Source organism: Geminicoccus harenae (assembly GCF_019800005.1).
In the GTDB taxonomy this organism is placed as follows: domain Bacteria; phylum Pseudomonadota; class Alphaproteobacteria; order Geminicoccales; family Geminicoccaceae; genus Geminicoccus; species Geminicoccus harenae.
This window is the reverse complement of the sequence record NZ_JABGCL010000013.1, coordinates 45,713-66,046: the sequence shown is the minus strand read 5'-3', so window position 1 is coordinate 66,046 and position 20,334 is coordinate 45,713. Positions and strand designations below refer to the sequence as shown.

The following is a 20,334-nucleotide window of genomic DNA, read 5'->3' as shown; positions in this document are numbered from 1 at the left end:
GATGACGTTACGCAGGCTCCCGGGGGACGTGCCCTCTTGACGCGGGTGCGCCCTGCGTGAGTCGCTCTGCCCCGCCACGAGTGAGGGGAGAACGGTAGTGGGCGTGCTGGACAAGTTCCGGGTCGAGGGCAGGCGGCTGATGGTCACCGGCGGTAGCCGTGGGCTCGGCCGGGCGATGGCGCTGGCGATCGCCGAGGCCGGGGCCGACGTGATCCTCACCGGGCGCACCGAGGAGACCCTGGCCGCCACTGCCGACGAGATCCGGGCGCTCGGCCGTCAGGTCTGGACGATCGCGGCCGACATGGCCGACCCGGCGGACTGCGAGCGGGCCTGCCGCGAGGCGCTGGCGATCCCCGGCGGGATCGACATCCTGATCAACAATGTCGGCAACCGCGAGGCCAACATCCCGACGGAGGAGATGCCGCTCGAGACCTGGCAGAAGCTGGTCGACCTGAACCTGACCAGCGCGTTCCTGACGACCAAGCTGATCGGCGGTGCCATGCTCGACCGTCCGGGGCCGGCGCGCCGCAAGATCGTCAACATCGCCTCGATCAGCGCCATCATCGCCAATCGCGGCATCCACGGCCGGCACTACGAGGCCACCAAGGCGGCCCTGCTCCACTTCACGCGGGCGACCGCGGCCGACTGGGCGCAGCGCGGCGTCAACGTCAACGCGATCTGCCCGGGCCTGTTCATGACCGACGCCAACAAGCGCTGGAACGAGCTGAAGCCCGAGGTGATCGAGACCTTCGTCCACCAGATCCCGATGGGCCGGCCGGGCAACCCGGAGGAGATCGGACCGCTCGCCCTCTACCTCGCCAGCCCGGCCTCCGACTTCGTGACCGGCTCCGCCTTCGTGATCGATGGCGGCTACCTGATCTGGTAGTCGCGGCGGCTTTGCGGCGGGGCTGAGGAACTGAGCGGGCCGGTGCGGTTGCAGTGTTGAAATCGGCCCGCGAGCCACCACATCACGCCGATGAGAAATAGTCCCATCGAATCCAGCAATGTCGGCTTTACCGAGAGGAGCAACGCTTCGGCGGCCGCGAAGCGGGCGCTCCTCGAGCGCTTCCGGGCCAAGGCGTCCGCGAACGATCCGGCCGCAGCCGCCCGTCAGGCGGAGCGCGTAGCCATCGCGCAGGCGCGCGAGGCTCGCAAGGCCGAGCGCGACGCGATCAAGCGCGAGCAGGAAGCCGCCCAGGCTGCCGAGCGGGCGCGGCTGGCGGCCGAGGCCGAGGCCGAGAAGACCGCCCTGGAGGCCCAGGCTGCCCTGGAGCGCCAGCAGGAGCAGGATCTCCTGGCAGCGCAGAAGGCGGCCCGCGATGCGCGCTACGCCAAGCGCAAGGCGCGCAAGTAGGCTGATCCGGCACGCCGGGTTCGCGCGATCGTGGTCGCTCGTGGACCCGGCCCGGGCTTTACCGCCTGGTGTCCCTGCCGCAGCCTGGATGCATCCTGCTTCCACGGAGACGCGCATGACCAAGCCCGGCCTCGACCTCATCAGCGTCGCGGTGGACGACCTCCAGCGAACGGCCGCCTTCTATCGCGACGGCCTGGGCTGGCCCGCGGAGCGGGTCAGCGCCGGCGACGTCTATGTGAAGATCGACCTGGATCGCGGCCTGTCCCTGCTGCTCTACGAGCGGGAATTCTTCACCCGGCAGTTCGGCCAGCTGGGCATCCCCGACCGGGCCGGCGGGATGGTGCTCAGCATGCTCGTGGCCAGTGAGGCCGAGGTGGCGGCCGTGGTCGAGCGGGCCGCCGCTGCGGGCGGCAAGCTGCCGGCCGGCCAGCCGCAGGCTCAGGCCTGGGGTGGCTTTGCCGGCTACTTCGCCGATCCGGACGGGCTGGTCTGGGAAGTGATCGCCCAGCCGGCGGACGAGTAGGCGGGAGCCGCGACGGGCTCTGGTGATCGGCGCGGCGGACGATCCTGGTCGTGGTGGTGGGCGTGCTGAGGGCCGGGCAGCGCAGCTCGGCATTGTCGTTCCAGACCGGCAGCTCGACCTCGTCCGGCACCTCGTGCCCGAACTCGGCCAGCATAGTGCGAGGCATGCGGTTCGGTATGCGCACGTCTCGGACCCGTCTCCCGGCGCGTCCCAGGCAGCCACGAAACAGCAAGATCCTTGCCCGATCCGGCGCCTCGCCGCGGCTTGCCAGCCCCGGCAAGTAACCGTACGGTTACCTAAACTGTACGGAGGGGAGGAACGGATGGATCCCATCGCCAGGCGCCGCATGCCGAAAAGCGGCCTCGAAGTGACCCAGATCGGCTTCGGTGCTGCGCCGATCGGCAATTTCCTGAAGCCGATCACCGAGGAGACCAGTGCCGCCATGATCGCGGCGGCCTGGGACGCGGGCGTGCGCTATTTCGATACCGCGCCGCTCTATGGCCATGGCCTGAGCGAGCTGCGGCTGGGCCAGGGGCTGCGCTGGTATCCGCGCGACGAGCTGGTGGTGTCCTCCAAGGTCGGACGGCGGCTGGTGCCGGCCAGGCGCGATTCGATCGACTTCACGCCCTGGGTGAACGCGGCCCCGTTCCGCCTCCAGTTCGACTTCTCCTATGACGGCACGATGCGTGCCTTCGAGGACAGTCTGCAGCGCCTGGCGATCGAGTGGATCGACATATTGTTCATCCACGACATCGACCGGTTCAACTTCGGCGACGAGCAGCCGGAAGTGTTCGAGCAGGCGATGGACGGCTGCGCCCGGGCGATCCTGAAGCTGCGCGACGAGGGCGTGGTCAAGGCCGTGGGCCTGGGCGTCAACGAGTGGCAGGTCTGCCACGAGGGGCTGAAGCGCCACGACTTCGACTGCTTCCTCCTGGCCGGGCGCTACACGCTGCTGGAGCAGGAGGCGCTGGACGGGTTCCTGCCCTTGTGCGTCGAACGGGGCGCCTCGGTGGTGCTGGGCGGCGGCTACAATTCCGGCATCCTTGCGACCGGTGCAGTGCCCGGTGCCAAGTACAACTACCAGCCCGCACCGGAAGTGATCATGGAGCGGGTCCGGCGGATCGAGGCGGTCTGCCAGCGCCACCAGGTACCACTCAAGGCCGCGTCGCTGCAGTTCGTCCTGGCCCACCCGGCGATCGTGTCGAACATCCCCGGCACGCGCACGGTGGCGCAGCTGGAAGAGAATCTCGCGATCTTCCGCACCGACATCCCGGCGGCGTTCTGGGCGGAGCTGAAGCGGGAAGGGCTGGTGCGCGAGGACGCGCCCGTGCCGGGCTGAGGGCAGGCGACAAGCGGCTGGACAGGCCGGCTGGCCGATCGGTATGAGGTTTTCTGCAAAACTTCATACCTCTGCCGGCCGAACCTGCTCGTGACCTCCGGGCGCGTCGGGCGGCGCCGGCGTCCTGCGGAAGTGGAAGCCCGCCCATGCTGCGCCGAGAGCTCCTGCTGGCCGGTGCCGCGCTGGCGACCCTGCCGAGCTTGGCCGCCCGCGCCGTCCCGCAGGACGTGCTGGTCTATTCATATCCCCGCAATGTCGGCCCGCTCCATCCGCACGGCTACGCGCCGAACCAGATGTTCGCCCAGGCGATGGTCTACGAGCCGCTGGTCCGCTACGTGGAAGGCGGCCGGATCGAGCCCTGGCTCGCGACCGGTTGGGCGGTGAGCGATGACGGCCGGACCTGGGACTTCACCCTGCGCCAGGGCGTCACCTTCACCGACGGCACGCCGTTCGACGCCCAGGCGGTCAAGGCCAATCTCGATGCCCTGGTCGCGGATAAGGCGCAGCATGGCTGGCTGGAGCTGATCGCGCAGATCCAGGCGGTCGAGGTGACCGCACCTGACCGCGTGCGCCTCCGGCTGAACGATCCCTACTACCCGGTCCTGTTCGAGCTGGCCCTGATCCGCCCGGTCCGCTTCCTGTCACCGGCGGTGCTGGCCAGGGGCGAGGCGGGCTTCGCGCCGGTGGGCACCGGCCCCTGGCGGCTCGTGGAGACGGCGCCTGGCGAGCATGACCGGTTCGTGCGCAACGAGACCTACTGGGGCAGCCGGCCTGCGTTTGCCGAACTGCTGGTCAAGGTCGTGCCCGACCCGAACACGCGGGCGCTGGCCCTGGAGACCGGCGAGATCGACCTGGTCTTCGGCAGCGACCAGCTCAGTGCGATGGCGTTCCAGCGCTTTGCCGCCGACCCGCGCTTTGCCTGCGCGGTCTCGCCACCCCTGGCATCGCGCAACCTGGCGCTCAACAGCGGCAGGTCACCCACGGACGACCTCAAGGTCCGCCGGGCGATCCTGCACGGGGTGAACCGCCAGTCGCTGGTCAAAAACGTGCTGCTGGACCTGGAAGAGCCGGCCGAAACCCTGTTCGCCCGCAACTTCCCCTATACCGACGTGCCGCTGGAGCCCTTCGCGTTCGACCGCGCGCTGGCACAGGCGCTGCTGGAGGAGGCTGGCTGGCACCGGCCCGAGGAACGGGCAATGCGGGCCAGGGATGGCCAGCCCCTGGAACTCGACCTGTGCTTTGTCGGCAGCGACGCGGTGCAGAAGGCATTGGCCGAGGCGGTGCAGGCGGAACTGCGCGCCATCGGCATGCAGGCCCGGCTGGTGGGCCTGGACGAGAGCGGCATGACAGCGCGCCAGCAGTCGGGCGAGTTCGGGATGATCTTCGGCGACACCTGGGGTGCGCCCTATGACCCGCACTCCTTCATGAGCGGGATGCGCGTGCCGACCCATGCCGACTTCCAGGCCCAGTCCGGCCTGCCGATGAAGGCGGAGATCGACCGGCGGATCGGCGAGGTGCTGGTCGAGACCGACGAGGCGGCCAGGCGCGACACCTATGCCTGGCTGCTCACGATCCTGCACGAGCAGGCGGTCTACCTGCCGATCTCCTACACGACCTCCAGCTATGTCGCCGGGCCCAGGCTGAAGGAGGTGGGCTTCGGCCCGACCGTGAACGAGATCCCGTTCGAGAGCTTCCGGCCATCTTCGGCCGCCCTCTGAGATGCTGCGCTTCGCGCTCCGCCGGATCCTCACCCTCCTGCCGCTGCTGCTGATCGTCTCGGTGGCGGTGTTCCTGGTGCTGCGCCTGGGGCAGGGCGACCCGGCGCTGGACTATCTGCGCCTGGCGCAGATCCCGCCGAGCGAGGCCGCCCTGGCGCAGGCCCGGATGGAACTCGGCCTCGATCGGCCGATCCCCGTCCAGTACCTTCACTGGCTGGGAGGTGCCGTCCGGCTCGATTTCGGCACGTCCTGGGTCACCCGCCGGCCGGTCCTGGACGAGCTGCTCCACTACCTGCCGGCCACGCTCGAGCTGGCCGGTGCCGCCCTGTTCCTGGTGATCGTGGTGGGCATCCCGCTGGGCATCCTGGCGGCGCTCACCAAGGACCGCTGGCCGGACCAGCTCACCCGGCTGTTCGCCTTCGTCGGCGCCTCGATCCCGAACTTCTGGCTGGCTTTCCTCCTGGTCCTCCTCTTCTCCGTCCAGCTCGGCTGGCTGCCGCCGATGGGCCGGGGCGGGCTGGAGCATCTGGTCCTGCCGGCGACCGCCACCGCACTCATGTCGACCGCGATCAACCTGCGCCTGATGCGTGCCTCCGTGCTGGCGCAGCTGGGCGAGCGCCACCTCCTGTTCGCCCGGGCCCGCGGCCTGCCCGAGCGCGCCGTGATCGGCCGCCATGTGGTGCGCAACGCCCTGATCCCGCCGGTCACCGCGATCGGCCTGCACGTCGGCGAGCTGATCGGGGGGGCCATGATCGTGGAGATCGTGTTCGGCTGGCCAGGCGTCGGCCGCTACGCGCTCCAGGCAATCACCAGCCGCGACTTCCCGGCACTCCAGGGCTTCATCCTGCTGATGACGACGGTGTTCGTGCTCTGCAACCTCCTGGTCGACCTGGCCTATGCCTGGCTCGATCCGCGGATCCGTTTCGGAGCGAGCACGTCATGACCCGGCAGGACTGGCTGCTCTGGCTCTCGCTGGGTCTGGTCCTGCTGCTGCTGGCCCTGGCGGTGGTCGGCCCCTGGATCACGCCCTACGACCCCGCCGAGGCGGACCTGGAGCGGCGGCTGCTCGCGCCCTCGCTCACCCACTGGCTCGGCACCGATCATCTGGGCCGCGACCTGTTCTCCCGGATCCTGGCCGGCACCCGCGCCTCGTTGGGCTCGGTGGCGCTCATCCTCCTGGGCGTGCTCGCCATCGCGATCCTGGTGGGCTCGGTCGCGGGCTATGCCGGCGGCACCGTCGACGCGGTGCTGATGCGGGTCTGCGACGCCTTCATGACCGTGCCGACCCTGGTGCTGGCGCTGTTCATGATCGGCGTGCTCGGCACCGGCCTTGCCAATGTCATCATCGCGGTGATCCTGTCGCACTGGGCCTGGTATGCGCGGCTGGTGCGCGGGCTGACCTTGTCGCTGAAGAACCGCGACTACGTCGCCGCAGCGGTGGTCGCCGGCGGATCGCGCTTCGCGATCCTGCGCCGCCACATCCTGCCGGGCGTGCTGGGCCAGCTCGCCGTGCTGGCCAGCCTCGATCTCGGCCACTGGATGCTGCACGTCTCCGGCCTGTCCTTCCTGGGGCTGGGCGTCGCACCGCCCACCCCGGAATGGGGCATCATGATCAACGACGCCCGGCCGTTCGTCTGGACCTCGCCCATGCTGATCATCCTGCCGGGTGCGGCGATCTTCGTCGCGGTGATGGCGTTCAACCTGCTGGGCGACGCCCTGCGCGACCGGCTCGACCCGATGCTGGCGGAGCGGGTCCATTGACCGAGCGGCTCGACCTCACCGGGCTGCGCCTGGAAGCCTCCGGCCGCGTGCTGGTGGATGACGTGGCGCTGAGCCTGGAGGCAGGGAAAGTGCTGGCCCTAGTGGGGGCGAGCGGCAGCGGCAAGAGCCTGACCACGCTGGCGCTGCTGGACCTCCTGCCGCCGGGCGTGCGGCGGACGGGCGGGCGGATCATCCTGGATGGCGTGGCGCAGGACACGGCCGGCCTCGCGGCCCTGCGCGGGCGGACGATCGGGCTGGTACAGCAGAGCCCGCGCAGCTCGTTCAACCCGGTCGTCACGATCGAGCGACATTTCCGCGAGACCCTGGCGCTGGCGGGGCTGCGGCGGGGAGCGGCGCGGGCGCGTGCCCTGGAACTGCTGGCCGAGGTCGGGTTCGACCGCCCGGCCGAGATCGTCGGGCGCTACCCGTTCCAGCTCAGCGGCGGGATGCTGCAGCGGGTGATGATCGCCCTGGCGCTGGCCCTGGACCCGCGCTTCCTCCTGGCCGACGAGCCCACCACCGACCTCGACACCGTGCTGCAGGCGCAGGTGCTGGACCTGCTGGGCCGGCTGCGGGCAAGGCGCGGCCTGGGCATCCTGCTGGTGACCCATGACCTGTCGGTGGTGGCGCGCCTGGCCGACCATGTGGCGGTCATGGCAGGCGGGCGGATGGTGGAGCAGGCTGCCGTCGGCGAACTGTTCCACAGGCCCAGCCAGCCCGTGACCCGTGCCCTGCTGGAGGCGCATCTGGCGCTCTGCCGGGACGAGCCGGCCGGACTCGCGGCATGAGCCTGATCGAGCTGCGCCGGGTCGCCAAGGCCTATCGGGGCGGCGGGCCGTTCGGGCGTTCGCCGCCGGTGCAGGTCCTGGAGGATGCCGATCTCCGGATCGAGCCCGGCGAGTGCGTGGCCCTGGTCGGCGCCTCCGGCTCGGGCAAGAGCACGCTCGGGCGAATCCTCCTGGGGCTGGAACGGCCCGACCGGGGCGAGGTGCGGTTCGAAGGAGCCCCGCTGCACGACCGGCGGGGCCGCATCCGGCCGGAGCTGCGCCGATCCGTCCAGGCGGTGTTCCAGGACCCGTTCGGCGCCACCAACCCGCGCTTTTCCGCCTTCGAGGTGGTGGCCGAGCCACTGCGCCATGCCGGGCAGCGTGATGGGCTGCGGGAGCGGGTGGCTGGACTGGCTCAGTCCGTGGGGCTTGATCCTCTGGAGATGGACCGGCCCGCGCATCGCTTCAGCGGCGGCCAGCTCCAGCGCCTGTGCATCGCTCGGGCGCTGGCGCTCTCGCCGCGCCTGGTCCTGCTCGACGAGGCGGTCAGCAGCCAGGACCTCCTGACCCAGGCGCAGATCCTTCGTCTCCTCCACCGGCTGCGCCAGGAGACCGGGGTCGCCTACCTGTTCGTCACCCACGATTTGCGCCTGGTCCGGGGCTTTGCCGACCGGCTCTACGTGATGGCCGAGCGCCGGCCGGTCGAGGCGGACCCGCGGGCGGCCGAGGTGCCGCCGGCCCTGGCGCGGCTGCAGGCGGCGGTCCTGCCGGCCTGGCCGGCCGGCGGCCTCAGCCCTCCTTCCGGCTGAGCCTGGCGAGCAGGATCACCGGGATCAGGCCGAACAGCACGATCAGGAGGGCGGCGATGGCGCCGTCCTCATAGGTGCCGCGCGCCGCCTCGCCATAGAGATGCGTCGCCAGGGTCTCGAACGCGAGCGGGCGCAGCAGCAAGGTCGCCGGCAGCTCCTTCATGCAGTCCACGAACACCAGCAGCGCCGCGGTGAGCAGGGCCGGGCGGACCAGCGGCAGGTGGATGGCGCGGATCGTGCCGGCCCTGGTCCGGCCGAGCAGCCGGGCGGCCTGGTCGTAGGAGGGCGGGATGCGCGCCAGCCCTGCCTCGATGCCGCCCGCCGAGATCGCCATGAACCGGGCGGCATAGGCATAGATCAGGGCTGCCACCGAGCCGGACAGGAACATGCCGCTCACTAGGCCCAGCCGGTTCAGCCCCTGGTCGAGCGCCGCCATCGGCCAGAGCAGGCCGATCGCCAGCACCGTGCCGGGCACGGCATAGCCCAGGCTCGCGACGCGCAGGAGCTGGAGGCCCAGCCGCGACTGGCGCGCGGCGAACGCCACCACCAGACCGGCCAGGATGATCACGACCGTGGCCGTGCCGGCGAGCAGCATGGTGTTGAGCGTTTCCTCCACGAGACGTGAGGAGAAGCCGGCGAAGCTCAGCCGCTTCCAGGCTTCGTTGGCTAGATGAACGGCCGGCGCCACGAAGCCCAGCAGGACCGGGACCAGGCAGAGCAGCACGGCGAGCAGGGCCATCGGCCCCGTCAGGCGCACCGGCTGGAGGCGCCGCGCACGGCTGGCCTCGGCGGCGTAGCGCTGGCGGGTCCGCGCAGTGCGCTCCAGCACGATCAGCGCCACCACCACGACCAGCATGGCGATGGCGATCTGGGCGGCACCCGGCAGGCTCGTCCGGTTGATCCAGGTGGCATAGATCGAGACGGTGAGGGTCTGCACGCCCAGGAACTCGGAGGCGCCGATATCGTTGATCGCCTCCATCAGCGCTAGGCTGGTGCCGACCGCGATCGCCGGCCGCGCCATCGGCAGCACCACCCGGAAGAACACCTTGAGCGGCCCGGCACCCAGCATCCGCGCGGCATCCACCACGCTCGCCGCCTGCATCAGGAACATCGCCCGGGCGAACAGGTAGACATAGGGATAGAGCACGATGCCCAGCACGAAGATGCAGCCGGTGAGCGAGCGCATCTCCAGAAAGCGGAGGTCGCGCGGGGCGAGGCCGAACAGGGCGCGCAGCACGCTCTGCACCGGCCCGATCGGGTGCATCAGGTCAAGATAGGCGAACGCGATGATATAGGTCGGAATGGCTAGCGGCAGGAGCAGCGCCCATTCGAACATGCGGCGCAGCGGGAAGTCGTAGGCGGTGACCAGCCAGGCGCTGCCGGTACCGAGGCTCACCACGATCAGGCTGACGCCCAGCAGCAGCAGCGCGGTCTGGGTGAGCGCGTGCGGCAGCACGTAGGAGATCAGATGCGGCCAGAGATCGCCCGAGCTCTGCGTCGCGATCGCGAGCAGGGCCAGGATCGGCAGCACCACCAGGAAGGCGATGGCGGCCGCGGCGATCTGCCAGCCACGGCCGATATGGGAGGACGAACGATCGAGCGCCGTCGCGAGGAAAGAGCGCATCGGGCGCCACGATGATCCGGAATGGGAGAGGGGCGGTGGCGGGCACCACCACCCCGGGCGATTACTCGTCGAAGCCGACCTTGTCGACCAGTTCGGCCGCGGTCTTGCGGTTGGCGGCGATCTCGGTGAGCTGGGTCGCGTCCACCTTGAGCGGACCCAGCGCCTCGATGATCGGGTCGATCGGTGCCCCCGGCTTCACCGGATACTCGTAGTTGGCGCTGGCATAGATGCCCTGCGCCTCGTCGGAGACGAGATATTCCAGCAGCTTGACGGCATTGTCCTTGTTCGGCGCGTGCTTGGCGACCGCGGCACCCGACACGTTGACCTGGCTGCCGCTGCCATCGGCGAAGGTCGGCAGGATCACCTTGATCGCCTTGGCCCATTCCTCCTGCTCGGGCCCGCCCTTGCCGCTGCGCATCAGGCCGACATAGTAGGAGTTGGCGATGCCGATCTCGCAGATGCCGCCCAGGATGTCGCGCGCCACGTCGCGGTCGCCGCCGGCCGCCGGGCGGGCGAGGTTGTTCTTCACGCCCTCCAGCCAGGCCTCGGTCTTCTCCGCCCCGTCCTTGGCGATCATCGTCGAGATGAGCGCGATATTGTAGGGATGCTTGCCCGAGCGGATGCAGACCTTGCCGTCCCACTTGGGATCGGCCAGCTCCTCGTAGGTGAAGCTGGTGAGGTCGTTCAGGTCCTTGTCGGCATAGAGGACCCGGGCGCGCAGCGAGAGGGCGAACCAGTTGCCATCCGCGTCGCGCAGGTTGGCCGGGATGGCGCTCTCCAGCGCCTCGGACTTGACCGGCTGGGTCACGCCGGCCTCGACCAAGTCCACCAGGTTGCCGAAGTCCACGGTCATCAGCACGTCGGCGGGCGAGTTCTCGCCCTCGCTGGCGACCCGCTCGGCCAGCCCGTCCTTGAGCGCCACGGTCTTGACCTCGATGCCGCTCTCCTTGGTGAAGGCATCGAGGAGCGGCTGGATCAGGCCCGGCTCGCGGGTCGTGTAGATATTGACCTCGTCGGCGAAAGCTCCCTGCGCCACCAGCATGATGGCACTGGTCAGCAGCGTGCCGGGCGCCCAGCGGCGCAGTGAGTTCCCAACGGTCATGTCGATGCCCCTCCTTCCTCGGTCACCTCGTCCGGCGACGTGGTAGGTCAAACGACATTCGCGGGGCAGACGCAAGCAGATGTCGATGTCTTAGAATTGGTCTAATTCGGATGCTGCTTCCTTGGTGGCAGTTGGTCGAATTCTGTACTGGACTTGACCGGAGATCCCTGGCTCACGCCGTGCTTCTTGCCGTCGTGGCAGGATACGGGGATGTCGACGCCATTACCGGCTCAGGCCGGCGCGAAATCTCTTGCCGGTGCCGGCTCGTTCGTCCCGGGCTCGGTGCCCATGGGCGGATGGCGCCGGCCGGCGGCTACCGGGACCAGGCGGGCCGGGCCCATCGGCATCTGGGTGGAGGCGGCGGCGAACAGGTGGAACAGCCCCAGTGCCGCCACCGCCAGACGCTCCGGCGCCGGAGCGCCGCGCAGCACCGTCGCCGAGGCCAGCAGCAACTGCACCCCTCCGGCCGCGTCCATGTTGAGATGGGCAGGCATCGGGATCTTTCGCGCAGCGCCCAGCTCATAGTCGGTGAACAGGCTGTAGCCGAGCGCCATCATGCCGTTCGTCGCCAGCACCTGCTGCGTCCGCGGGCTGCAGCCGAGCGCGCGGGGCAGGGTCAGGCACAGGAGTGCTGTGGCATAGTCGAGCATGCCATGCAGCCTGGTCGAGATCGGCTTGGGCGCTGCGAGCGGATCCCGCGTGTCCGCCAGGCGCGGCACCACGACCCCGTCCGCCGCGGCCGCAGCATCCGACGTGAGCGCTCCCTGGAGGAAGGCGTGCATGAGCCGGGCCGTCACCCGGGCGGCCGTGTACTGGACATTGTGCGCCGCACCCTCGATGACCACCAGCCTGCCGTCCGGCAAGAGCCGCGTGAACTCTTCCGCCCAGGCCTGCGACAGGGCCTGGTCGTGCTCGCCCCGGATCACCAGGGCCGGCGCCTGCACGGCCGGCAGCCGCTGCTCGATCGGGTCGCGGACGGTGCGACGCAGCTGCTGGACCATCCGCGGGATGCCGCACGACGCGTAGTCAGCCTGCATGATCGGGTTCAGCGACGGGGCCTCGAACGGCATGTTCATGAGGACATGCGCATACTGGCTGAGCGGTGTACGATAGGCCGGATCCGGGGGCGGGCCGGCCAGCACGAGTCGCTCGACCCGGTGGGGAAAGCGGACGGCCAGGTCCACGACCGCCTGCACACCCAGGGAGTTGCCGAACAGGACGGCCTTGCGGATGTTGCGGGCATCCATCCATGCCAGCAGCTGGTCGGCCTGCGCGCGGACGTCCGATCCCGCCGGCCATGGTGCATCGACGGGGGCCGGCGAGCTGCCGAAGCCCGGCAGGTCGGGTGCCAGGACCTCGTAGCCGAGCGCAGCCAGACGCCGACCCAGCGGGACCATGGAACGACTGGACAGGCCGAGACCGTGGACCAGGACGACCGGAATGACCTCGTACGTCGTGTCCCCGGGCCACACACGGGCATGCATGGCGATGCCCAGAGAAGGCACGTCCGTCCAGACGCTTTGGGGTGCGTAGGCTGTTCGGAACATGCGGAGCCTCCGTGGCATGGTGCGCTGCGGCGTCCGAGGGCAAACCAACGGCTGCCGACGCAGTTCCGAACGAACGTGCGGTGGAGAGGAGGCCGGATGGCCTGGACGTGGCGCGCCTGTCCCGCCGCCAGCCATGCAGCCGGCTCCTCCTTCGGGCTGGTCCGGCCCCGCCGCGCTTCGGCTATCCGCTGATGCGCGGCAGGCCGTCCAGGCCTTGCTGCTCAAGCCGCAGCGCTGACCAGTATCTTCAGCTTGTCCGAGCCCGGCCGGGTCAGGACGTCGAAGCCGCGTCCCACCGCCTCGTCCAGCCCGACCTTGTCCGACAGGATCCGCTCGACCGGCAGCTTGCTGGAGGCGACCAGGCTGATGGTGCGCGGCCAGAGCGTGAGTGGGTAGCACCAACTCCCTTCCAGCGTGATGTCCTTGGTCACCAGGGCAGAGATGTCGACGGTGCCGGGCGCCACGCTCAGGCCCACCTGCACGATCGTGCCGCGCTTGCGCACCGCATGGATGCAGGTGTCCAGCGCCCCGGCATGCCCGACGCATTCGATCGCCACGTCCACGCCCTGGCCGGCCTCGGTCTGCCCGGCGATCCGCTGGAGGGTGCCCTGGTCCTGCGGATCGACCACGTCGTCGACCACGCCCAGTTCCCTGATCCGCTCGCGGCGCAGCGGGTTGGTCTCCGAAACGATGATCCGGGTGGCACCCGCAGCGCTGGCGGCAAGGGCGGCCAGCGCGCCGATCGGCCCCGCCCCGGTGATCAGCACCGAGCTGCCCGCCTGCACCTTGCCCTTGTCGACCGCATGCACCACCACGGCCGCGGGCTCGATCATGGCACCCTGCTCGTCCGTGACCTCGTCCGGCAGCTTCGCGACATTGGCCTCGCGCACCAGCGCCTGCTCGCCGAACCCGCCCCAGGGCCAGTTCAGCCCGACCAGGCCCAGCTTGCTGCTGAGCTGGCCGAAGCCGCGCCTAGCGTAGAAGTCGTCGGGTGGTGCCACCAGGGGCTGCACCGCCACCCGATCGCCGGCCACCACGCTGGTGACGCCCTCGCCGGTCGCCAGCACCTTGGCGGAGAACTCGTGCCCCAGGATCTGCGGCGCCTTGGCGCCAGTGAACGGGTCGGCGGAGGTCGGAATGAAGATCGGCCCGGCCATGAACTCGTGCAGGTCGGTCCCGCAGATCCCGCACCAGCGCGGCGCCAGCACCACCTCGCCCGGCCCCGGCCGGTCCGGCGGTGCCACGTCGTCGACCCGCAGATCCTTGGCCCCATGAAAGCGCAGCGCGCGCATGGCGTCGTTTCCTCGTGATTGGGCGCGCCGCCTCCTGGCGACGGCCGGCCATTCCCTGAACGGGATGGACGATAGGGCAGCATGGCCATGGCCTGAACGTGAAATCGTCCGACTGCCTCGGGGCAGGAGGCCGCAGGATGCCGGCTTCAGCCCATCCCGAGTGCCCGGTTGCGGGCGTGCTGGATGTGCGCCGCCATCGCGGCCTCGGCACCGGCGGCATCGCGGGCCAGCATCCGATCGACGATGCGCAGATGCTCCTCCATGACCGGGACCACCAGCGCGTCGATGCGGGTGGCGGCATCGCGGATCAAGCGGATCTTGATCGAGTTGACCCGGTACGCCTTGCTGATGATCTCGTTGCCGAGCGAGTCGATGATCTGGTCGTGCATGCCCCAGTCGGTCGCCTGGGCCAGCGCCTCTAGTTCCGCCGAATGGCCTTCGGCGCGGGCGCGCTCGATCACCAGGAGATGGCGGGCATGGAGGGCCTGGAGCACCTCGTCGGCTGCGGTCTCGACGAACAGGCGGGTGGCGGGGCCCTCCAGGAACAGGCGGAACTGGTAGGCGTCGCGGATCAGGTTCAGGTCGAGATGGGCGATCTGCATGCCGCGCTGCGGCACGGTGCGGATCAGACCCTCGGCCTCCAGGCGCGGGATCAGCTCGCGGATGGCGCCCAGCTTCATGCCGGTGAGCGCCACCAGCTCGCGCTGCGAGACGAACTGGCCGGGCCGCAGCTCGCGGGTGAGGAGCTGCCGGGTGAACCGGTCATAGGCCTGCTCGCGCAGCTTCAGCTGAACAGCGCCGTCGCCGGCCTCCGGTATGCTCATGTCGCGGTGGCTTGCCGGGACAGCATCCCGTCCAGCAGCGGCAGGAGCGACCCGACATCGCTGGCCGGCAGGAGCGGGGGGCGCACCGCTGTCCAGGCGGGGTCGCCGGTCTGCGCCGCCACCAGCGCCTTGACCGCCGGGATCACCGGCTGGCCGCAGATCGCATCCACGAACGGCGCGATCCGTGCATCGTCCCGGCCCTCGGTGGCGAGCGGCAGCAGGGCCGCAGGGCAGAGATTGGCCAGGCCGGAGATCGCCCCCTGGCCGCCCAGCCGTACTGCCCGCGCCAGCTGGCGCTCGTCGCCGATCAGGATGGTCAGCCGGTCGGCATGGGCGGCGAGCAGGGCCTCCGCATAAGCCCAGTCGCCCGAGGAATCCTTCACCCCGGTCACCACGCCCGGAAACGCCTCGGCCAGGCGCGTCACCAGCGCCAGGCTGAGCGGGACCGCCGTGACGGACGGGATGTGGTAGAGCAGCAGGTCGCGGGCGCGGCCGCCCAGAAGCTCGATCAGGCGGGCGAACCAGCGGAACAGGCCCTCGTCGTCGAGGTCCTTGAAGTAGAAGGGAGGCGGCAGCAGGACGGCATGGGCGTCGTGCTCATAGGCCTGGCCCACCTGGAACAGCGCCGATTCCATGGAAGAGGCAGCGACGCCGCCGATCAGGCGGTGCTCGCTGATGCCGGCGGCCTCCAGGGCCTGCCAGACCGCCTCGCGCTCGCTGTCCCCGATCGAGGCGCCCTCGCCGGTGGTGCCGAACAGGGTGACCCGGGCACAGCCATTGGCAAGGCACCAGCTCGCATGGCGCACCAGCCGCATGAGGTCGATGCCGCCATCCTCGGCAAACGGGGTCGCGAGTGCCGCCGATAGTCCGAACCGTTCGCCCGCCATCCGTCATTCCGCCATTCGAGCCAGCCCTGTCGACAGACTGATGCCATGGCTGACATGTCAGTGCGAGGATATTCCGCTTGCAGGGTCGCCGGGTCCATGTTTGTTCCTGTGAAACGATCAGGAAGTGATGCCGAGCCCGGCAGGAGACCGGCGACTGGCATCGCGCCATGAACAGGCCGCGCCAGAATGGCGGCCGGACGGGGAGGCGAGCGAAATGAGATTCGGCAGGACGACGCGGCGTTCGGTGCTGGCCGGCACGATGGCGGCCGGTGCCTTCGGGCTCTCGGGGGCGCGGCTGGCATGGGCCGATCCGGCCTGGAAGGCGTTCGAGGGCACCGATCTCGAGGTCATGCTGACCAAGGGGCCGCGTGGCGAGACGCTGCAGAAATACGAGGACGAGTTCACCGAGCTCACCGGCATCCGGGTGGGCTCCGAGCAGATCCCCGAGCAGCAGCAGCGCCAGAAGGCGGTGATCGAGCTGACCTCCGGCTCGCCCAGCTTCGACGTGATCCATCTCAGCTATCACGTGCAGAAGCGCCAGTTCGAGAAGGCCAGATGGCTGGCCGACTTCTCGCAGTTCCTCAAGGACAGCAACCTCACGGAGGCGACGCTGACCGAGGACGACTTCTCCGCCGCAGGCCTGCTCTACGCCAAGAACGATGCCGGCGAGATGCGCTCGCTGCCGTTCTCGGTCGACTACTGGATGGTCTACTACAACAAGGAGATGTTCGAGCGCAAAGGCGTGGCCTATCCCACGACGTTCGACGAACTGGTTACGGCCGCCGAGAAGCTGACCGACCCCGCGAACGGCGAGTACGGCTTCGTGGCCCGCGGCCTGCGCAACGCCAACGTGCCGGTCTGGACCTCGTTCCTGCTGGGCTATGGCGGCACCATGGTCGACGAGCAGGGCCAGCTCAAGACCGACACGCCCGAGGCGATCGAGGCGGCCAAGCTCTACCAGCGCCTGCTCACCAAGTCGGCCCCGCCCGGTGTGGCCGGCTTCAACTGGTCGGAATGCCAGTCGGCCTTCCTGCAGGGCAAGGTCGGCATGTGGATGGACGGGGTGGGCTTCGCCCCGCCGCTGGAGGATCCGACCAAGTCGCGGATCGTGGGCAAGGTCGGCTACGGCGTGATGCCGAAGGGCCCGGTGAAGCAGGTCTCGGCCACGTTCGGCGACGGAATCGGCGTGGCCGAGGCCAGCAGCAACAAGGAGGCTGGCTACCTCTATTGCCAGTGGGCAGTCTCCAAGCTGATGGGCAGCAGGCTCCTGCAGGCCGGCGGCGGCGTGCCGTTCCGCAAGTCGATCCTGAACGATCCCGAGGTGCGCAAGGGCGTGACGCTGCCGGCCGAATGGGTCGAGTGCGTGGCGGGGTCGGCCGAGGTCAGCGAATTGGGCCTGCCGGTCATCATCCCGGTCACCGAGTTCCGTGACACGTTCGGCACGGCGCTCACGACCCTGCTCTCCGAGGGTGATCCCGCTGCCTTGCTCAAGCAGGCGACGCAGCAGTTCCAGCCGGTGCTCGACAAGAGCGAGGCATGACGTCCAGCCTGGCCCTGGAAAAGCCTGCCGCCGCCGCGCCCCCGGCCTCGCGCCGGCGGGCCGGCGGCTCGCTCTGGCCGTTCGTGCTGCCGGCGCTCATCGTGGTCGCCTCGGTGATCGTGTTCCCCTGGGCGTTCACCATCTGGATGAGCCTGAACGAGTGGCAGATCGGCGGCGGCAGCAGCTTCGTGGGCCTGGCCAATTTCGGGCGTCTCCTGACCGACCTGCGCTTCCACGATGCGCTCTGGCACACGCTCTACTTCACGGCACTGGCGGTGATCCTGCCGGTGGTGCTGGGCCTGTTCTCGGCCATCGTGTTCCACCAGAACTTCAAGGCGCGCGGCTTCCTGCGCGCCTTGTTCGTCATGCCGATGATGGCGACGCCGGTCGCCATCGCCCTGGTCTGGGCGATGATGTTCCACCCGCAACTGGGCGTGCTGAACTACCTGCTCTCGCTGGTCGGCATCCCGCCGCAGCTCTGGGTGTTCCACCCGGCCACGGTGATCCCGTCGCTGGTGCTGGTCGAGACCTGGCAGTGGACGCCCTTGGTCATGCTGATCGTGCTGGGCGGGCTCGCCGCGATCCCGACCGAACCCTATGAGAGTGCCCTCATCGACGGCGCCAGCGGCTGGCAGATGTTCTGGCACATCACCCTGCCGCTGGTGCTGCCGTTCGTCATGGTGGCGGCGATCATCCGCTCGATCGACGCGATCAAGAGCTTCGACATCATCTACGCGATCACCCAGGGCGGGCCCGGCACCGCGTCGGAGACGATCAACCTCTACCTCTACAGCGTCGCCTTCGCCTATTACGACATCGGCTACGGCTCGGCGATCGCGGTGGTGTTCTTCCTCATGGTGATCGGCCTGGCGGTCCTGCTGCTCTGGCTGAAGAAGCGCGTCCAGTGGACCGAGGTCGGGATCGGCGCATGAGGGCGAAGCGGCTCCTGAACCGGATCGGGCTGTGGTTCGCGGTCCTGATGATCGTCTCGCCGGCGGTCCTGTTCTTCGTCTGGATGCTGTCGCTCTCGCTCAAATACGAGATCGACAACGCCGCCTACCCGCCGATCCTGATCCCGGAGACCTTCGCCTGGGCCAACTATGCGGCGGTGCTCGAATCCAACCGCTTCGGCACCTACTTCCTGAACAGCGTGCTCGTCACCGGCTCCGCCACCCTCTTGGGCCTGCTGGTCGGCGTGCCCGCCGGCTACGGCATGGCGCGGATGAAGGCCACCAAGTCCGCGGTGGTCGTGCTGATCGCACGGATGACGCCCGGCCTGTCCTACCTGATCCCGCTCTTCCTCCTCTTCCAGTGGCTGGGGTTGATGGGCACGCTCCTGCCGCAGATCATCATCCACCTGGTGATCACCGTGCCGATCATCATCTGGATCATGATCGGCTATTTCGAGACCACGCCGCTCGAGCTGGAGGAAGCCGCCGTGATCGACGGCGCCTCGCGCTGGCAGGTGTTCCGCCACGTGGCCCTGCCGATCGCCAAGCCCGGCATCACCGTGGCCTTCATCCTGGCGGTGATCTTCTCCTGGAACAATTTCGTGTTCGGCATCGTGCTGGCCGGCCGCGAGACCCGCACTCTGCCCGTCGCGGTCTACAACATGATCTCGTTCGAGCAGCTGAGCTGGGGGCCGCTCGCCGCCGGCGCCCTGCTGGTGACCCTGCCAGTGCTGCTGCTGACCGTGGCAGCACAGCGCCAGATCGTGGCCGGGCTGACGGCGGGGGCGGTGAAGGGGGGATGAGGCGCTGCTTGGCCAGTGGGTATGAATCCTTCATACTGGAGCCGGTGCAGCTTGTGCGGATGTCGATCATGGCGCAGCCCGGTGTCGAGCGGATCACGGTCGCCATCACCCAGGAGATGGCGCATCTGGTGCGGGATGTCGTCCAGAGCGGCCAGTATGCGTCGGCCAGCGAGGTGGTGCGCGATGCATTGCGCCTGTGGATGGAGCACCAGAAGGCGCGTGCCCGGCAGGTCGAGGAACTGCGCCAGCGCTGGCAGGACGGGCTGGAAAGCGGGCCTGCCGAGGAAGGCACGCTCGTCCTGGCCCGGCTGCGCAAGCGCTAGGACGAAACGGGCGGGACCTCCTGAGCTCCCATGAGCTTCCGGTTCAGGCCGGCCGCCGAGGCCGACCTCGCGGAACTCATGGATTATGTCGCGGCGGCCAATCGGTAGCTGCCTTGCGCCTGATCGACAGGATCGAGAAGGCCTGCCGCGTATTGGGCGAGTGTCCACTGCTTGGGCGGGCACGGCTCGAACTCGCGTCACAAACGCGGTCGGGTGGTGGGCAAGTACCTGATCCTGTACTGGCCCCGACCAGGCGGGGTCGACATCGTCAGAGTAGTGCATGGTGCGCGCTACCTAGATGACCTCGTCTTCTAGCATCGCGGAGCCTTGCCGTGACCGAACCCCTGTTCACCATCGGCTACGAGGGCCTCGCCCAGCGGGACGTACTGGATGCGTTGACTGGGGCAGGGGTGGAGATGCTGGTCGACGTCCGGGCGGTCTCCGCTTCGCGCCGGCCGGGCTTCGCCAAGAACGCGCTGCGCTCGGGCGTCGCGGCGATCGGCGTCGAGTACCTGCACCTGCGCGCCCTGGGTACACCCGCCGCGGGACGCCTGGCCGCCCGCACCGGCCACTATGACGACATGCGCCGGATCTTCACGGCGCATCTGGAAACGCCGGAGGCCGTCCACGAGTTCGAGCTGCTGCGCGAGCTCGCCGGGCGGCGGCGCTGCTGCCTGCTCTGCTACGAGCGGCAGCTGCACCACTGCCACCGGCTGGTCATCGCCGAGCGGCTGGACCTGCCGACCCGCCACCTCCTGGCCTGACCGCGCCGGCTGGGGCCTAGTGGGCGTCGGACAGGTTGATGTCGAACACCAGCAGCCCGCCCTTGCCGCCATCCGCCGCGGCGCTGAGCCGCTCGCCCAGCGCCTTGTGCTCCGGGTCGACCAGGTAGGTGTCGCGGGCCTTCACGTCCATGAAGTCGATGGTGAAGCCGTGCGTGTAGCCCCGGTTCAGGCCCTCCGGGCTGCAGTTCTCGCTGCCGTGGAAGTCGATCATGCCGGGGATCGCATGACGCAGGGCAGCCAAGCCGTCGAAGATCTTCTGCAACTCGCCCTTGGGCAGATCCTCGCGCGGCTTGAACAGGACGACATGGCGAATCATGCGGTGCACCTTCCCGAGCGGCCGTCTGCCGCGAACGATAGTACCATCGAGTCAGCAGGTGAACCGTCCA

21 protein-coding genes are annotated in these 20,334 nt (G+C 69.3%); 14 read left to right on the top strand and 7 right to left on the bottom strand.

Translation table 11 applies throughout. From position 1 onward, the window contains the following. Positions 1–97 precede the first annotated feature (97 nt). The 9 genes from HLA95_RS14115 (at position 98) to HLA95_RS14075 (ending at position 8,271) form a co-directional block, all read left to right on the top strand. Positions 98–886 carry an SDR family NAD(P)-dependent oxidoreductase gene (locus HLA95_RS14115; RefSeq protein ID WP_191059965.1) on the top strand — a complete coding sequence of 263 codons (789 nt, stop codon included), beginning with the start codon at positions 98–100 and terminating at the stop codon, positions 884–886. 90 nt (positions 887–976) lie between these two features. After that, positions 977–1,354 carry a DUF6481 family protein gene (locus tag HLA95_RS14110; protein WP_222183670.1) on the top strand — a complete coding sequence of 126 codons (378 nt, stop codon included), beginning with the start codon at positions 977–979 and terminating at the stop codon, positions 1,352–1,354. Positions 1,355–1,469: 115 nt separating this feature from the next. Next, positions 1,470–1,877 carry a VOC family protein gene (locus HLA95_RS14105; protein ID WP_191060415.1) on the top strand — a complete coding sequence of 136 codons (408 nt, stop codon included), beginning with the start codon at positions 1,470–1,472 and terminating at the stop codon, positions 1,875–1,877. 322 nt (positions 1,878–2,199) lie between these two features. After that, positions 2,200–3,216, top strand: coding sequence for an aldo/keto reductase (locus tag HLA95_RS14100; RefSeq protein ID WP_191060416.1), 1,017 nt, complete (start codon positions 2,200–2,202; stop codon positions 3,214–3,216). Positions 3,217–3,362: 146 nt separating this feature from the next. After that, the gene (nikA, locus tag HLA95_RS14095; protein ID WP_191060417.1) at positions 3,363–4,934 is read left to right on the top strand and encodes a nickel ABC transporter substrate-binding protein; all 1,572 of its coding nucleotides are present in this window, start codon (positions 3,363–3,365) and stop codon (positions 4,932–4,934) included. Between the two features lies 1 nt (position 4,935). Next, positions 4,936–5,877, top strand: coding sequence for a nickel ABC transporter permease subunit NikB (gene nikB / locus HLA95_RS14090; protein ID WP_191060418.1), 942 nt, complete (start codon positions 4,936–4,938; stop codon positions 5,875–5,877). Further along, a complete protein-coding gene (gene nikC, locus HLA95_RS14085) occupies positions 5,874–6,695 on the top strand; it encodes a nickel ABC transporter permease subunit NikC (RefSeq protein WP_191060419.1) in 822 nt (273 codons plus the stop codon). The genes nikB and nikC overlap by 4 nt, the downstream gene beginning before the upstream one ends. Then, complete coding sequence (locus HLA95_RS14080) at positions 6,692–7,483, top strand: ATP-binding cassette domain-containing protein (protein WP_222183669.1); 792 nt, start codon at positions 6,692–6,694, stop codon at positions 7,481–7,483. Before nikC ends, HLA95_RS14080 begins: the two co-directional genes overlap by 4 nt. Continuing rightward, positions 7,480–8,271, top strand: coding sequence for an ABC transporter ATP-binding protein (locus tag HLA95_RS14075; RefSeq protein ID WP_222183668.1), 792 nt, complete (start codon positions 7,480–7,482; stop codon positions 8,269–8,271). The genes HLA95_RS14080 and HLA95_RS14075 overlap by 4 nt, the downstream gene beginning before the upstream one ends. On the opposite strand, the gene HLA95_RS14070 is transcribed toward HLA95_RS14075, so the two are convergent. The 6 genes from HLA95_RS14070 to HLA95_RS14045 all read right to left on the bottom strand — a co-directional run bounded on the left by HLA95_RS14070 (position 8,252) and on the right by HLA95_RS14045 (position 15,547). After that, positions 8,252–9,895, bottom strand: coding sequence for an ABC transporter permease (locus HLA95_RS14070; protein ID WP_191059416.1), 1,644 nt, complete (start codon positions 9,893–9,895; stop codon positions 8,252–8,254). The genes HLA95_RS14075 and HLA95_RS14070 overlap by 20 nt on opposite strands. A gap of 61 nt (positions 9,896–9,956) precedes the next feature. Next, on the bottom strand, positions 9,957–10,997 hold the full coding sequence (locus tag HLA95_RS14065; RefSeq protein ID WP_191059415.1) for a Fe(3+) ABC transporter substrate-binding protein: 1,041 nt from the start codon (positions 10,995–10,997) through the stop codon (positions 9,957–9,959). Positions 10,998–11,227: 230 nt separating this feature from the next. Continuing rightward, on the bottom strand, positions 11,228–12,544 hold the full coding sequence (locus HLA95_RS14060; protein ID WP_191059414.1) for an alpha/beta fold hydrolase: 1,317 nt from the start codon (positions 12,542–12,544) through the stop codon (positions 11,228–11,230). Positions 12,545–12,765: 221 nt separating this feature from the next. Next, complete coding sequence (locus HLA95_RS14055) at positions 12,766–13,836, bottom strand: zinc-binding dehydrogenase (RefSeq protein ID WP_191059413.1); 1,071 nt, start codon at positions 13,834–13,836, stop codon at positions 12,766–12,768. Between the two features lie 146 nt (positions 13,837–13,982). Further along, on the bottom strand, positions 13,983–14,660 hold the full coding sequence (locus tag HLA95_RS14050; protein WP_191059412.1) for a GntR family transcriptional regulator: 678 nt from the start codon (positions 14,658–14,660) through the stop codon (positions 13,983–13,985). Then, a complete protein-coding gene (locus HLA95_RS14045; protein WP_191059411.1) occupies positions 14,657–15,547 on the bottom strand; it encodes a dihydrodipicolinate synthase family protein in 891 nt (296 codons plus the stop codon). The genes HLA95_RS14050 and HLA95_RS14045 overlap by 4 nt, the downstream gene beginning before the upstream one ends. 214 nt (positions 15,548–15,761) lie before the next feature. Between HLA95_RS14045 and HLA95_RS14040 the strand changes: the two genes are divergently transcribed. From HLA95_RS14040 to HLA95_RS14020, 5 genes are all read left to right on the top strand, one after another. Then, the gene (locus HLA95_RS14040) at positions 15,762–17,087 is read left to right on the top strand and encodes an ABC transporter substrate-binding protein (protein WP_191059410.1); all 1,326 of its coding nucleotides are present in this window, start codon (positions 15,762–15,764) and stop codon (positions 17,085–17,087) included. After that, positions 17,084–18,019, top strand: coding sequence for a carbohydrate ABC transporter permease (locus HLA95_RS14035; protein ID WP_222183667.1), 936 nt, complete (start codon positions 17,084–17,086; stop codon positions 18,017–18,019). The genes HLA95_RS14040 and HLA95_RS14035 overlap by 4 nt, the downstream gene beginning before the upstream one ends. Continuing rightward, positions 18,016–18,840: a carbohydrate ABC transporter permease gene (locus tag HLA95_RS14030; RefSeq protein WP_191060636.1), complete on the top strand. Its 825-nt coding sequence runs from the start codon at positions 18,016–18,018 to the stop codon at positions 18,838–18,840. The genes HLA95_RS14035 and HLA95_RS14030 overlap by 4 nt, the downstream gene beginning before the upstream one ends. Before the next feature lie 68 nt (positions 18,841–18,908). After that, entirely contained in the window at positions 18,909–19,163 is a 255-nt protein-coding gene (locus HLA95_RS14025) for a type II toxin-antitoxin system ParD family antitoxin (protein WP_191060637.1), read from the top strand. Positions 19,164–19,495: 332 nt separating this feature from the next. Beyond that, positions 19,496–19,927: a DUF488 domain-containing protein gene (locus HLA95_RS14020; protein WP_191060638.1), complete on the top strand. Its 432-nt coding sequence runs from the start codon at positions 19,496–19,498 to the stop codon at positions 19,925–19,927. Positions 19,928–19,943: 16 nt separating this feature from the next. Here the strand turns inward: HLA95_RS14020 and HLA95_RS14015 are convergent, their stop codons facing one another. Further along, complete coding sequence (locus HLA95_RS14015; protein WP_191060639.1) at positions 19,944–20,264, bottom strand: Dabb family protein; 321 nt, start codon at positions 20,262–20,264, stop codon at positions 19,944–19,946. Positions 20,265–20,334: the final 70 nt, after the last annotated feature.